Raw genomic sequence first — 13,856 nt, 5'->3', positions numbered from 1 at the left:
TCGCGGGGATATGGATGAGGACGGGACAGGGCATTGCACACAGGCAGAGGCACGAGGGCCGGGCGTGCCGCGCGGAGTGCTTGACCCCGGGCCCGCTCCGGGCGATGAGCCGGGCGCATGAAGCCCTGGGAGACACTCGAGAGCGCCAATGTCCCGGACGTGGGGGAGCTCACCCTGGTCCGCCGAGGGGACGAGTTCGTCCTGCGCGTGCGCGGACAGACGCTGATGTCCAGCCGTATGCACGGCTCCGAGGAGGCGCTCGCGAAGGCCGGCTGCGAGGAGCTGGCGAGCCGAGGCACCGGACGGGTGCTCGTCGGTGGACTCGGCTTCGGCTACACCGTGCGCGCCGTGCTGGACGCCGTGGGCCCGGGGGTCCAGGTCACCGTGGCGGAGCTGCTCTCCACCGTCGTCGCCTGGAACCGTGGGCCCCACCTGTCGCCCCTCGCCCGCGCGCCGCTGGAGGACAAGCGCGTCTCCGTGGTCGAGGCCGACGTCAGCCGCGTCATGGCCCGCAACCCGCAGACGTTCGACACCATCCTGCTCGACGTGGACAACGGGCCCACCGCGCTCACCCACCCCGACAACCAGGGCCTCTACGGCTTGCCTGGTCTGTCCAACGCGGCGCGCGCCCTGCGCTCCGGGGGCACGCTCGGCGTCTGGAGCGCGGGCCCCGCCCCTGGCTTCGAGCGGCGCCTGGAGAAGTGCGGCTTCACCGTGGAGGTCCTCCACCCCCACGCCCACGGCACCAAGGGCCCCCGCCACGTGCTCTTCATCGCCCGCCTGGGCAAGGGCCGCCGCTGAGCCCCGGCGTCGAAGGGCTCGACAGAATATGATGACCGGTATATTCATCCGGTCGTGAGCAAGGGAGAGGACACTCGTCGGCGGATGATTGCCGCCGCGGCGGAGATGCTGGAGCGCTCGGGGTATGCCGGCGCGGGCATCAACGAGCTGCTCGAGGCCGGCAAGGCGCCTCGGGGCTCGCTCTACTTCCACTTCCCGGGAGGCAAGGAGCAGCTCGCCATCGAAGCCCTCCAGTCCTCGTCCGCGGAGGTGACGCGGCTGCTCGGTGAGCACCTCGCCACATCCAAGGGCCTCGTCACCGGGCTGCGTCGCGCGCTCGCGCAGTTGGCGGACCGCGCGGAGGCCTCCGGCTTCGAGAAGGGCTGCCCCGTCTCCGCCGTGGTGCTGTCCTCCGGCGCCACGCCGGAGCCGGTCCGCGCCGCCGCCGCCCAGGCGCTCCAGTCCTGGCAGCAGCTGCTCACCGAGCGGCTCCGGACCGAGGGACTCACGGCCGCCGAGTCGCGCCGTCGCGCCGCCCTGGTGCTCTCCTCCATCGAGGGCGCGCTGCTGCTCATGCGCGCCCACCGCAGCCGGGCTCCCATCGAGGAGCTCTCCAAGGAACTGGAGCGCCTGCTCTCACTCGACTGAGCGCGGCCCACGCCGTGCGCGGATGGGCCGCGTCGGCGCGACTCCAGAATATGTAGACTGGTCTAGATACAGAGGTTGTCATCATGAAGGATTCGTCACCGGACTCGCTCGTCATCGGCGCCACGGGATTGCTGGGGCGCTGGCTCGTGCCGGAGCTGACGCGGCGCGGGCGACACGTCGCCGTGCTCGCTCGCAACGCCCAGGGACGCAGCCAGCCCTACCGGGACTGGGTGGCGGCGCTCGGAGGCGCACCCGAGCGGCTCGTGTTCCTCGAAGGAGACCTGGACGCGCCGGGCCTGGGGCTCACGCCAGCGGACACCCAAGCCCTCCAGGGCGTGCGGGACGTGTTCCAACTGGGCGCGCGCTTCGCCTGGCACCTGTCGCCCGAGGAGGCCCAGCGCACCAACGTGGAGGGGACCCGCGCCGTGGTGGAGCTGGCCTCGAAGCTGCCCGCGCTGCGCCGGCTCGTGCTCGTGGGGGGCTATCGCATCGGACCGCGGCTCGACGCCTCGGGGCGAATCGTCCCCGCCCCCCCGCTGAGCTTCGAGGACTCCGGCGCCTATGAGGCCTCCAAGGCGCTGTCCCACCAGGTGGCGGTGGAGACCGCCGGGAGCTTGGGCGTCCCCATCACCACCGTGCACCCGTCCTCCGTCATCGGAGACAGTCGCACCGGGGCGACGGTGCAGAGCCTGGGGCTCGGCGACACCGTGGCCCACGTCCACGCCGGGAAGATGCCCGTCCTCCTGGGCTCGAAGGACACCTTCGTCCCCGTGGTCGCGGTGGACACGGTGGCGCGCTTCATGGCGGGCGTGGTGGAGATTCCGGAGGCCGCGGGTCAGGAATACACGCTGATGGACCCGGGCTCGCCCACGTTCCACGAGCTGATTCGCTGGACCGCGCGACGCTCGGGCCGACGCGCGCCTCGCCTGTCACTGCCCGTGTCGTGGGTGCGCTGGCTGCCCGAGCGGCTGCTGGGCGCGGCCACCGAGTCACTCGACTTCCTCGACACCGCCCGCTACCCCGTGGAGCCCGCACTCGCGATGGCCCGGCGGATGGGCGTGGAGCTGCCGCCGGTGGAGACGGTGCTGGAGCGCTGGTTCGACTTCCTGCGCGGCACGGGCTTCGCGCCGGACGTGGAGCGGGCGCGACTCGCGTCGGTGCGTCCGGGATGACCCGGCGACCAAGGGGCGTGGACGCCGGGGCCTCGCGCGATGTGCTGTAGTAGCCCGGCCCTCGAAACGGACCGGAGACCTCCTGGTGAACCGCCCTTCCCTGCTGGCCGTGCTCGTCGTCCTGCTGACCGCGTCCGCTTCACGCGCGCAGCCGTCCCCCGTGCTGGGGGGACTCGACGGCCTCTATCCGGACCTGGACGCGCTGTACCGCGACCTGCACCAGCACCCCGAGCTGTCGTTCCAGGAGGAGAAGACCGCCGCGAAGCTGGCCGAGCGGCTGCGCAAGCTGGGCTTCGACGTCACCACGGGCGTCGGCGGCACGGGCGTGGTGGCGCTCTTGCGCAACGGCCCCGGGCCCACGGTCATGCTGCGCACGGACCTGGACGCGCTGCCCATGGAGGAGAAGACGGGCCTGCCCTACGCCAGCAAGGTGCAGGTGAAGGGCGGCGACGGGCAGACGGTGCCGGTGATGCATGCCTGCGGGCATGACGTGCACATGACGGTGTGGATGGGCACGGCGACGCTGCTTTCGCGCAAGAAGGACCAGTGGAAGGGCACGCTGATGATGGTGGGCCAGCCGGCGGAGGAGATTGGGGCCGGCGCGCGCAAGATGCTCGCGGATGGACTCTTCAAGCGCTTCCCCAAGCCCGACTTCGCGGTGGCGCTGCACAACACCACCGCGGCGCCCGCGGGCCGCGTGGAGTACGTGTCCGGCTACGCCATGGCCCACGTGGACTCGGTGGACATCACGCTCTTCGGCAAGGGCGGACACGGCGCGTACCCGCACACGACGGTGGACCCCATCCTGATGGCCGCGCGCACGGTGCTCGCGCTCCAGACGCTGGTCAGCCGGGAGAAGCACCCGCTGGAGCCCGCGGTGGTGACGGTGGGCTCCATCCACGGCGGCACCAAGCACAACATCATCCCGGACGACGTGCGCCTGCAGCTCACCGTGCGCTCCTACAAGCCCGAGGTCCGCAAGGCGCTCCTGGCGGGCATCGAGCGCATCGCCAAGGCGGAGGCCCTGGCCTCCGGCGCCACGCGGCCGCCCAGGGTCGACGTCACCGAGGGCACGCCCGCCACCTACAACGACCCGGCCCTCACCCGCCGCCTCACCGAGGCCGTGGTGCGCGTGCTCGGCGAGAAGAACGTCGGAGAGGCCCAGCCCGTCATGGGCGGCGAGGACTTCTCCGAGTACGGCCGCGCCGGAGTCCCCGCCGCGCTCCTGTGGCTGGGCGCGGTGGAGCCGCAGCGCTTCCTCCAGGCCCGCTCAGGGGGTGAGCCGCTCCCGTCCCTGCACTCCTCCGGCTTCATCCCGGACCGCGAGCGCACGCTGCGCACGGGTGTCACCGCGCTGACGACGTCCGCGCTGGAGCTGCTGGGCAAGCCCTGAGCCCTTGAAACCACGGCCACGACGAGGGCCTCCGATGACCCTCGCCGCGGCCCGTGGGAGCGAGGTCGCCCCCCAAGGCGGCCTCGCTCCAGTTCTCCTTCGCACGCTACCGGCAGGCCCCCAGCCGGACGGAGAGGCAGCCGTCGTTCCCGCAGCGTGTGAAGCGCGCGCAGCGCTGGGCCTCGAACTCGCCGAAGGCCCGGACGGTGGTGGTGCGCCGGCCCTCCGCCGCCGTCTCCACGCAGACCTCGATGTCCTGGATGGGGAGGTTGGGCGTGTCGGTGAGCACCTCCATCATCGGGTCGAACAGCGCGCTGGCGGTGGCACACTCCATCGCCTTCTGCGCCGACGTCGCGCGCACCTCCACGACGCGCACCGCGCAGAACTGCTTGCTCTGGATGCCCAGGGAGAACACCGTCCCGCCCGCGTCACACGCGGTGGCGGCAATCGACTGGCACGTCCCGCCCACGCAGTTGCTGCTGGCGTTGCAGACCTGGCTGCCCGACGAGTTGCAGCACGCCTCGCCGACGTCGCCGCAGTTGCGGCAGTTCTCCCCGCCCGACTCCATCACGCACATCAGCGAGCCGCCGCAGTACGTGGCGGAGGCGGCGACACAGCAATCCTGCCCCTCGCCGCCGCACGGCACGCACGTGCCGCTGTTGCAGGCCAGGCCCGTGTCACAGCTCGCGGAGTCCGTCCGGCACGCGCAGCCGTTGGTTCCATACTGACTGGGGTCGCATCCGGAGTTGCCGCCCTGGCAGCTTCCGCAGCCCGCCATGACGACCATGCACAGCATCAGGAGCCCCCTCAGGGGCGAGTTCAGGTTCACGATGGGGTTCCTCGTTGCTTGGAAGGACATGGGGTGCACCGGCTCCGCGCCGCTCACGGACTGAGCACCAGGTGCACGGACTTGCCGTCGCCATTCACGGCGCGGACCAACACCTCGAGGTTGTCGGAGATGGACAACGCCTCCACGATGCGCAGGCCCGCCTTCTCCAGCTCCTCGGGCGCGAGCTCGGAGAGCGGGTAGCTCTTCTCCCCGTCCGGCGGGGTGATGAACGCGCGCTGGGACTTGTCCTCCGCCGTGGCCGTCCCCACCACCCAGTTGCTGGTGTTGAGCCCCCCCGCCCTCGCGGACAGCGCGCCCTCGGGCAGGGGCAGCAGCTCGCCGCCCTTCTCGCGGGTCCACCGGAAGGGCTGGCTGTGCTTGCCGGAGACGCGCGCGGTGCCCAGCACCGTGCCCACGTCGTTGAGCGCGGCGATGTCCGCCTCCAGTTCCAGGAGGATGTGACGCTCCTTGCCGGCGATGAGCGCCGCGCGAGGGCCGCTCTGCGTCTGCACCACGGCCGCCGACTCACCCAGCGCGTTGAAGAACAGGCGCCCCGAGCCGAGCCCCGTCAGCGCCTCGCGCTTCGCGGGGCCGACCTCGTCGACGACGTAGACGACGTCCTTGTCATCGGGCCAGCGCACCAGCGGCGTGCCGTGCGCGTTGCCCACCAGGGCCTCGTAACCGTCGACCCACAGCTGCGCGCCCGCCTTCACCTCGTTCGCCTTCATCCGGAACGCGGACAGGCCCTTGTACGAGTACGCGGTGCCGAACAGGTCTCCGCTCGCGCTGACGGCCTTCACGTCGACGCGGTCCACGCCGAGCGCCTCGCGCAGCGACTGCACGGTGGACCTGCTCGTGATGAGGCTGTCCGATTCGTCGTTCGCCAGACGGCCGATGACTGCGCCCTCGTTGGTGATGAGGCGGGCAATCGCCACCTCCGGGAGCTGACGCCACCGGTTGAAGTCGAACACCTGGGTGACGCACCGGTTGAGGGCGACCCGCTGCGACTGGAGCATGCCGCCCGAGGAGCCCTGGATGACGGTGGGCCCGCCCCAATGTGGGGGCAGCCGGATGGCGAAGCGCGCGGTGCGCTGGGCCTCGGGCACGCGCACGTTGAGGACCCCGACGCTCGCGTCCACACTGAAGAGTTCCACCAGCGTTCCGCCCGCGGGCGCGGGGCTGCTCAGGACGACCTCACCCGACAGCTCCGTGGCGTTCGAGGAGGGGCAGCGGTTGGTGGACGTCAGCACCCGGAGCGCCGCCAGGCGAGGACGCGGCACGCCCGCATACGCGACGAACTGACGGACCTGCACCGGCTCCGTCCAGTAGAACTTGAAGACGATGTCCGTGTAGCCATCCACCCAGACCTGGCTGCCGCCGGTCAGCACCAGCTCGACGTTGTGCGGACACGAGGCGCTCTCGCAGTAGGGGTCATCCGCGCCGCGCACCTGGCGGGCGAAGGCCTTGAGCGTGCCGCGCACGCGCGTGACGCTGTTGGCGTCGCCCAGGTAGTACGGCGAGGGCAGCGTGTCGTCGAAGGTCCAGGTGATGACGTTGCCGCTGCGCGAGCCCCACAGGTTCAGCACCAGGTCGGAGTTCACGCCGAAGGTGCGCGCCGGGACGTGCAGGTTCAGGGTGCCCGCCGACTTGGGCAAGAGCCAGTAGCCCGTGGCGTAGTCGTTGCCGCGCACGTGGATGCGCGCGGCGTTGAGGCGGACATTCGTGCCGCGCCACACGTCGTCCACGATGTCCGCGTGGGCGACTGGCGCCAGGATGAGGCCGAGCAGGACCACCAGGCCCAGCCCGTTGAGGATGCGTGTCATGAGGTTCTCGGAGGTGTTGTGGGAGTGAAGTGAAGGCCGCGTCGGGACTCAGCCCCCCAGCTCGGCGGAGGACTGGGCCATCAGCGACATGATGCGGGCGCGCGTGGAGGAGTGCTGGCCCGGGCGCAGCGCGAGCGCCTGGAGCATCTGGAGGACCGGCGCGCCGCCGCCCTCGATGCGGTGGGTGATGAGGTTGAGCAGCGTGGCCTCCACCCCGGAGACCATCCCCCCCGAGACGACCCAGGCGCGCAGCCGCTCCAGGTCCGCCCCGTCCAGCCTGCGTGCGTCCAGCGCATCCAGCAGCGCCGCCTGCACCAACCGCTCCGGCTCCTGGACCAGCGAGTCGAGCAGCATGCGTGTGGCCACCTCCTGCGGCACGCCGCGCAGGGACTCGGCCGCCGCGGCGCGCACCTCGGTGGAGTCGTCGCGCAGGTAGGGCTGCGCCGCATCCAACACGGCCTCCTGCCGCGTGTTGCCCAGCGCGCGCAGCGCGTGCATGCGGTCCTGCGGGTCCTTCGCGTCGCGCAGCGAGTCCTGGAGCGGGCGCAGATAGGTCGCCACGTTGGGGTCCCCGGAGGGGAGCTTCGACACCACGCCGCCCAGCGCGTACTCGGACGCGCGCCGGGTGGCCACGTCGTTGCCCGCGCGGGCCTGCTCCCGCAGCGTGGTCAGCATCCGGGCCGTCTCCGGCTCGGGCGCCTCGAGGAAGCCCGCGCGCTGCAGCATCAGCCCGTAGGACGTCTCGTGCTCGCGCGCCACGGGGGCCTGGAGCAGCTCGCGCATCAGCGCCTGGGCCTCTCCATGCCCCGTGCCCGCGAGCACGTCCATGGTGAGCTCACGCAGTCCCGGATTCACGCCCGGACGCAGGAAGGACGCCGCGAGCTCCCGCGTCCTGCCGGGCTCCAGCTTGAGCGCGGCGATGGCCCGGCGCACGAAGCGGTCCAGCTCCGGGATGGACTCCGGGCGCGTGGCGGCGGCGAGCACGCGGAGGACCTCGTCCACCGTCATGCCGTCCGCCTGGCTGCGCAGGAGCGCCGTCTCCTTGTCTCCCTCGAAGACGATCTGCTCGGGCTTGCGGATGAGGGACTTGTCCTCGTTCGTCGCCAGCAGCGGCGCCATGCTCCGCGCGGAGAACGTCACGCGAAGGCGCATCCGGCGCGACATCAGCGGGGCGCCATCCGTCCGCGTCGCGTCCAGCGACTCGTCGTGGGACACCCCGGCCATCCGGCCATCCGGCGCGCGCTCGAAGCGGGTGAGCGAGCGCAGCTCCTGCTGGAACGGCCGGTCCTTCCCCGCGGCGTTCAGCGTCACGTAGCGCGTGCGCCGCCGCGTCAGGGCGGAGTCCCCGTCGAACTGGAAGCGGGCCTGGACCTCGCCCGTCTGGTTGGACTCGACGACGTCCCACTCGGTCGCGTCGCGCAGGGTGGTGGGGAACAGCTCCGCGGCGAGCGTCTGCGCCAGCTGGCGGAACATGGCGGGCTCCGACTCCGAGAAGCGCACCGCCAGGAGCGCGCCCTTCGCGTCCAGCTCCACCCAGGCCGACGCGGACTCGGGCAGCTGCGCCGCCACGGAGGCCGCGTCGGGAAAGAGCTGCTGCCCCGAGAGCACCGCGTCGTGCCGCTCCAGGGACTTCAGGGACAGCCGCACCCTCGTGCCGTCCGGGCGGACCTCGAGCGCGCGCAGGGCGAGCGAGCCCTCCAGGTGCAGCGTGCCCTCCACCGCGCCGGACGACGTCGCGCCCCCCGGGACGGGCATCGGGAGCTCCACGCGCTGCAGGTCATCCCAGGCGAACCGATAGATGCGCTCCTCTCCCGGCGTCCACTGGAACAGGGGCAGGCGGGAGTCGCTCACGACGACCGGGGCGGCCTCGCCCGCGACGACGGTGGGGCGCGTGAAGTACCAGGCGGACACTGAGCCGGTGAGCAGCAGGGTGGACAGCACGGCCGTACGGACGGCGAGCCTCGGGCGACGCATGAAGGACCTCGAAAGGAAGGGACTGGGGCGGGACGCCATGGCGATGGAAGGCCATGGCGCCCCAGGAGGACCGCCCCGACACGTGAGCGCCGGAGCGGCCCCGCCGTGTGACTAGAAGATGCGCGCCAGCGGCACCGTCTTGGTCTCGGTGTAGATGTTGTGCTTCAAGCCGAAGCCGCTCCACGAGAACACGGGGAACTCGGCCTTCAGGTCGAACAGCTGCAGGAAGAGCGAGATGCGCCCGTCGAGGAAGCGCGTCTCGATGTCCAGCTTCGAGGTGAGGCGCAGGAACAGCGTGTTCGGGTCCGTCGGGTGCGAGGGCGAGCTCAGGTAGATGCCGATGTCCGTCTCCAGCGGGAGGTTGGCGCGGGTGAGCACCACCGTGCCGCGCACGGCGACCTGGACCTTCGGCAGGCCGATGCCCACCGACGCGAAGCCATTGACGGAGAGGTACGGCGTGAGGATGCCGAACAGGTCCACGCCCAGCAGGTCCGCCGCGCAGTCACGGGTGATGGCGCCGCCGATGTCGAACTTGACGCCCGTCTCCGCGGACACGCCCGCCGTCAGCGTGACGGGGATGTACCAGACCATGAAGGTGTAGGACGTCTGGGCCTCGTCGAACGCGTACACGGGCTTGGTCTGCGCGAAGGTGACGCGCAGCGGGTAGGTCTGGTCGTGGGTGTAGACGGACTGCCCCAGGAAGCGGGCCCCCACGGTGAGCCGGATGCCGTTGCCCTCGGTGCCCGCGGAGCCGTCGATGTGGATGACCTCCATGCGGGTGGGGCTGAAGAGGTTCGCGTAGGCGTTGAACTCGCCGTAGATGCGCGCGTTGTACTCGCACCACGGGCCCGTCAGGCCGAAGCCATTCGCCTGCATCCGCGCGCTCGAAGCGCCCGGCGCCGTGACCTCCCAGCCGCCGTTGTAGTCGTAGCCGGCGCCCATGAAGCTGTCGCCCGCGTAGCCACTGTCACCGGCCTCGCCGCCATGGCGCACCAGGCCCGTGGACGGGTTGGTGGGCGCCTGCTGCGCCTGGATGTACTGGCCGTAGGCGAGCACGTACTGGGCCAGCATCGTCGTGTTGAGGGTGTAGTCCTTCTCCTTCAGGGTGGAGATCTTGAGCAGGTGCGCGTTGCGCACGAAGCTCGTCTCGCTGAAGTCGTTGCCCGTCAGGAACAAGCACGCCTGCAGGTCCGCGGCGCGGCGCGGCCCCATGGCGGCGTCCAGCTCCAGCTTGTAGCGGCGCGGGCTCCAGTCGCAGGACGTCACGTACTTCGAGTCGAGGCAGCCCTGCCCCTCGGCCTGGACCAGGCGCTCCTCGATGACCTTGTCGAGCGCGTAGAGCCGCTCGGCGGTGGTGGCGTTCAGCTCCTTCGTGTCGCGGTCCTTCTTCAGGAAGAGCGCGTACGCCTTCTGCCAGTCGGCGTAGATGCCCGCGCGCTGGGCGAGCAGCGCGATGAAGCCCTCCTGCTCCTCCTGGCGCACGGTGAGCTCGTCATCCGGGATGTGCGCGAGCTGCTCGGCCATCTCCTGGTGCCACGAGTCCGAGGCCACCGCCCACTGCCGGGCCTCCGGGTTGTTGGCGAGCCGCGCGGCGTCGGTGGTGAACTCATAGGGCTTGACGCCCTTCGGGTAGGGGCCGGGCGTGAAGGCGAAGTACGCGTTCTTCGCCACCCGCGTCTCGCCCCAGATGGACGCCAGCTTCTTGCCGTCGCGGCTGTACAGCGTGCGGTGGGCGATGCCGTCGCCCCCGTAGGCCGACTGGAACAGCGCGCGGTAGTCGTCGCCGTGCACGCCCGAGAGCCGCTCGAAGCGGCTGTAGTCGTAGTACTTCTCGTCCACGTACTCCTGGCAGGACGTCACCTGCGTCCCGTTCTTGTCCCAGGCCTGCAGCTGCCCCAGGTACGCAAGCTCCGCCTTCGTCAGCTTCTCCAGCTTCTTGCGGTAGAGAATCTGCCCCTTGAGCACCTGGCCCGACAGGCCCTGGTCCATGCCGCTCACGCGCGTGGTGCCCAGCGACACGGGCTGGGTGGCCACCGTCGCCGTCCCGCTGCCGAACTCCTCCGGCAACAGCACCGTGCGCTTGGGCGCGTTGTCCCAGCGCGCCCTCCACTCCGTCTCGATGATCTGCTGGCAATATCCGTCGTGGGCCTCGCCGCACTTGCTCGAGCGGTAGTCGACGTCCACGCACTGCTGCAGCGACGGCGTCGGGCAGTCCTCCGCGAGGCTCACGGGCGCCGACAACAGCGTCATCGACACTCCGGCCCAACGCAGCGGGCTCCCCAACAGACCCACTTTCTTCCCCTGGTTCATATGAAGCTTCGTCCTTGGTGAGGGCCGGCTTCGGGCACGGCCCGCCGGCCCCCAGAGCACGTGCTGTGCCGCGGCGCGTGTCACTCGGGGGCGCGTGACGACGCGACCACCCCGCGAGGACCCGGGGACAACACGGCGAACCAGGACGTTGCCTGCGAGGCAACACGCACCAGGACGACGACGTGGGGAGCGTCAGTGCCCCACGCCTTCGCACAACCAGCCACGCGCGAAGGCCCAGTCCCGGCGCACGGTGGCGGGCGCCACGCCCAGCACCGCGGCGGTCTCCTGGATGCCCAGGCCCGCGAAGTAACGAAGCTCCACGAGGCGGGCCAGCCGGGGCTTGAACGACTCCAGCTCCACCAGCACCCGCTCCAACCCCAGCACGTCGATGTCGACGCCCACGGGGGACTCCGTCACCTCGTCGTGCAGGTACAACGGCTCACGCAGCGCGTCCCGACGGTGGGCGTTGCGCACCCGCACCGCCTCCACCAACGCCCGACGCATCGCCTGGGCCCCCACCCCCAGCACATGGCGACGTCGCTCCATGTCCGCGGACTCCCCCGCCCACCGCCCGCAGATGTCGCGCAGCAGCAGCATGGGACGCAGCGTGGCCCGCGAGGCCTCTCCGCTCATGGCCGCGTGCGTCATCTCGCGGAGCTCCTGGTACGCCACCCCCTGAAGGGCATCCCGGGCCTCTCCTCCTTCGTTGCGAGCGCCTTCCAGCAGCGATGTCTTCCCCGACATGCCCATGGTGTCCTCCTGGGTCTCACATCCCATCGAGTCGCTTCGCCACGCCTGCCTAGCCTGTCGAACGAAATCCCCCGCAAATCTTGAGAACAAAGAATTGTTTTCGTGAATACCGACAATTCCCTGCCCGCCGGGATGGCCAAGCTGCTCTCATGGTCGCCCTGGCGCAACGCAGGATCACCAACTTCGCTGGCTATTCGCTCTTATCCACATTTCCAAAGACGACTGGCGCACGTGCCAGCGAGGAAGCGTTCGGGGCCCCGCGCATGGGGGGTGGGCACGCCTCGGCTTCCCACCACGCCCTGGAGGGTGGGCGGCCCCGAGGTCCTGGGTCGACCTGGACGCGGGCTACGCGGTGGGTAGCCAGAGCACGAAGCGGGCGCCGCCCTCGGGGGCCTGGGCGTAGCGCAGCTCCCCGCGCATGCTCCGGGCCAGCTGGCGGCACAGGGCGAGCCCCAGGCCCACGCCGGGCGCGGACCGGGCCGCGGCCTGAACGGACTTGGAGAAGGGCTCGAAGAGCCTGCGGGCCGTGGCGGGGTCCACGCCCGGGCCGTGGTCCCTCACCACCAGCCCCACCCGGCGGCCCCGCCGCTCCAGCTCCAGGTGCAGGCGTGGGTCGGTGGCGCCGGCGGCGTACTTGGACGCGTTGTCGACGAGGTTGAAGAGGACCTGCTCCACCGCCGACGGGTCCGTCAGCACGGTGACGTCCGGGGGCACGTCCACGCTCAGCACCAGCCCGGACTGGAGCGCGCGCTCGGCGAGCCGGGGCTCCAGCCGCGACACGAGCGCGTCCACCGCCACCGGCTCCAACCGGGCCGGCGCGCGCCCACGCTCGATGCGGGCATAGGCGAGCACGTTCTCCACCAGGTGGCTGAGCCGCTCCGCCTCGCGGTGGAGGATGTCGAAGTACTCCTGTCGCCGCGCGGCGTCCGGGACCATGCCCGCCGACAGCATCTCCGTGTACATGCGAAACGTCGTCAGCGGCGTGCGCAGCTCGTGCGTCACCGCCGACACGAAGGCGCCCCGGCGCTCGCTCAGCGCCATCACGCCCACCAGCAGCGCCACCACCGCCACGCCCGCGAGCGCCACGCCGCTCCAGGCCACCAGGAGCACGAGCGGCAGGGACGAGAGGGCGCCCGAGGAGCCCTCCTCGCCCGAAGTGGAGCCCGGTACCAGCCGCACCGGCAGGGCCGCCAGGAGCCTCCCCTCCCCTGTCGCCGTGACGTCGCCCCGTGCGGGCTCCAGGGTCGCGCCCGGGAGCAGGTCCTCCACGCGGCCCTGGAGCCAGCGGCTCAACCCGGGCCAGTCCAGCCAGCAGCCCTGGAGGACCTCCTGGCCATCGACCCGGACGAGCCGGCCCAGCAGGAGCGCGTCGCCCACCCAGAGCGCCCGCATCTCCGCGCGGGGGGAGGCGCGGGCCGCCGATGGCTCCTGGGCCTGGTAGGTCACGACATTCTGACTGGCGGCCTGACGCGCGCTGCGCGAGCGGGCGTCGTACTCACTGGCGTTCTTGAGCTCCTGGAACGAGGACGACAGCTTGCTCTGGACGCGTGACAACGGGCTGCCGGTCGAGGCGGGTGCATCCCGCGCCGCGAGCGCCTCGCGCAGCCGGAGGCCGCCGAGCTGACGCGACACGTGCTCCAGGCGCGCCCGCAGGACCTCCTCCCCCACGCGGGGCGGGGCCACTCCGAGCGAGGCGCGCAGCGACGCCTCGATGACCTGCGGAGAGGTGACGTTCCCGGCGGTGTCCACCTGGAAGTGGAGCAGGACATGTTCCGGCGGACCCGCGAGCAACGGGGACGCCATCCACGCCTGCCCCTCGGGGAGCGGGGCGTTGCGCGCGTCCAGCACACCGGGCACGGGGGCCACGGCCGCGTACGCCTCCGCGGGCACCGCGCTCTCCCGGGCCACCAGCGGCAACAGCTCCGAGTCCAGCCGCCACAGCGCCAGGCGCACGTTCTCCTCGCGCGCCGCGCTCAGGCGGGCCTGACGGTCCGCGCGGTCCAGGCGAAGGGCGAAGACGGACAGCCACACCACGCCGGCCAGGGCCAGCGCCAGACAGGCGCTCACCGCGAGCCAGACGCGCCAGGAGCGAATCATCGGGCTCCACCCATTTGGGAGAACATGGAGCCCTTGCCGCATGCCGCACGGGCGCTCACCGCGAGCCAGGAGCGAATCAT

General features: G+C 71.4%; 10 protein-coding genes. 4 read left to right on the top strand and 6 right to left on the bottom strand.

The window, feature by feature from the left end; translation table 11 throughout:
- The first annotated feature begins 117 nt into the window (after window positions 1–117).
- The 4 genes from OWM54_RS34040 to OWM54_RS34025 all read left to right on the top strand — a co-directional run bounded on the left by OWM54_RS34040 (window position 118) and on the right by OWM54_RS34025 (window position 3,993).
- Complete coding sequence (locus tag OWM54_RS34040) at window positions 118–801, top strand: spermidine synthase (protein ID WP_267700159.1); 684 nt, start codon at window positions 118–120, stop codon at window positions 799–801.
- Window positions 802–885: 84 nt separating this feature from the next.
- A complete protein-coding gene (locus OWM54_RS34035) occupies window positions 886–1,428 on the top strand; it encodes a TetR/AcrR family transcriptional regulator (protein WP_267700158.1) in 543 nt (180 codons plus the stop codon).
- Between the two features lie 83 nt (window positions 1,429–1,511).
- A complete protein-coding gene (locus tag OWM54_RS34030; protein ID WP_267700157.1) occupies window positions 1,512–2,600 on the top strand; it encodes an SDR family oxidoreductase in 1,089 nt (362 codons plus the stop codon).
- An 85-nt stretch (window positions 2,601–2,685) separates the two neighbouring features.
- Window positions 2,686–3,993: an amidohydrolase gene (locus OWM54_RS34025; RefSeq protein ID WP_420715359.1), complete on the top strand. Its 1,308-nt coding sequence runs from the start codon at window positions 2,686–2,688 to the stop codon at window positions 3,991–3,993.
- A gap of 106 nt (window positions 3,994–4,099) precedes the next feature.
- Here the strand turns inward: OWM54_RS34025 and OWM54_RS34020 are convergent, their stop codons facing one another.
- The 6 genes from OWM54_RS34020 to OWM54_RS33995 form a co-directional block, all read right to left on the bottom strand.
- Window positions 4,100–4,822 (bottom strand): hypothetical protein, encoded by a 723-nt coding sequence (locus tag OWM54_RS34020; protein WP_267700156.1) that lies wholly within the window; start codon window positions 4,820–4,822, stop codon window positions 4,100–4,102.
- Between the two features lie 53 nt (window positions 4,823–4,875).
- Entirely contained in the window at window positions 4,876–6,645 is a 1,770-nt protein-coding gene (locus OWM54_RS34015; RefSeq protein WP_223784011.1) for a hypothetical protein, read from the bottom strand.
- Between the two features lie 48 nt (window positions 6,646–6,693).
- On the bottom strand, window positions 6,694–8,619 hold the full coding sequence (locus OWM54_RS34010; protein ID WP_267700155.1) for a HEAT repeat domain-containing protein: 1,926 nt from the start codon (window positions 8,617–8,619) through the stop codon (window positions 6,694–6,696).
- A gap of 111 nt (window positions 8,620–8,730) precedes the next feature.
- The gene (locus OWM54_RS34005; protein WP_267700154.1) at window positions 8,731–10,869 is read right to left on the bottom strand and encodes a hypothetical protein; all 2,139 of its coding nucleotides are present in this window, start codon (window positions 10,867–10,869) and stop codon (window positions 8,731–8,733) included.
- Window positions 10,870–11,121: 252 nt separating this feature from the next.
- Window positions 11,122–11,673, bottom strand: a complete 552-nt coding sequence (locus tag OWM54_RS34000) for an ECF-type sigma factor (RefSeq protein WP_223745538.1) — start codon at window positions 11,671–11,673, stop codon at window positions 11,122–11,124.
- A gap of 351 nt (window positions 11,674–12,024) precedes the next feature.
- Complete coding sequence (locus OWM54_RS33995; protein ID WP_267700153.1) at window positions 12,025–13,776, bottom strand: sensor histidine kinase; 1,752 nt, start codon at window positions 13,774–13,776, stop codon at window positions 12,025–12,027.
- Window positions 13,777–13,856: the final 80 nt, after the last annotated feature.

It is taken from the genome of Myxococcus sp. MISCRS1 (genome assembly GCF_026626605.1).
GTDB classification, from domain to species: Bacteria; Myxococcota; Myxococcia; order Myxococcales; family Myxococcaceae; genus Myxococcus; species Myxococcus fulvus.
The sequence above is the reverse complement of the archived record's forward strand: the minus strand, read 5'-3'. Positions and strand labels throughout refer to the sequence as shown.

Coding starts and splice junctions, on each gene's coding strand:
- OWM54_RS34040 (WP_267700159.1), top strand. CDS start 118: ATGAAGCCCTGGGAGACACTCGAGAGCGCCAATGTCCCGGACGTGGGG.
- OWM54_RS34035 (WP_267700158.1), top strand. CDS start 886: ATGATTGCCGCCGCGGCGGAGATGCTGGAGCGCTCGGGGTATGCCGGC.
- OWM54_RS34030 (WP_267700157.1), top strand. CDS start 1,512: ATGAAGGATTCGTCACCGGACTCGCTCGTCATCGGCGCCACGGGATTG.
- OWM54_RS34015 (WP_223784011.1), bottom strand. CDS start 6,645: ATGACACGCATCCTCAACGGGCTGGGCCTGGTGGTCCTGCTCGGCCTC.
- OWM54_RS34010 (WP_267700155.1), bottom strand. CDS start 8,619: ATGCGTCGCCCGAGGCTCGCCGTCCGTACGGCCGTGCTGTCCACCCTG.
- OWM54_RS34005 (WP_267700154.1), bottom strand. CDS start 10,869: ATGACGCTGTTGTCGGCGCCCGTGAGCCTCGCGGAGGACTGCCCGACG.
- OWM54_RS34000 (WP_223745538.1), bottom strand. CDS start 11,673: ATGTCGGGGAAGACATCGCTGCTGGAAGGCGCTCGCAACGAAGGAGGA.
- OWM54_RS33995 (WP_267700153.1), bottom strand. CDS start 13,776: ATGATTCGCTCCTGGCGCGTCTGGCTCGCGGTGAGCGCCTGTCTGGCG.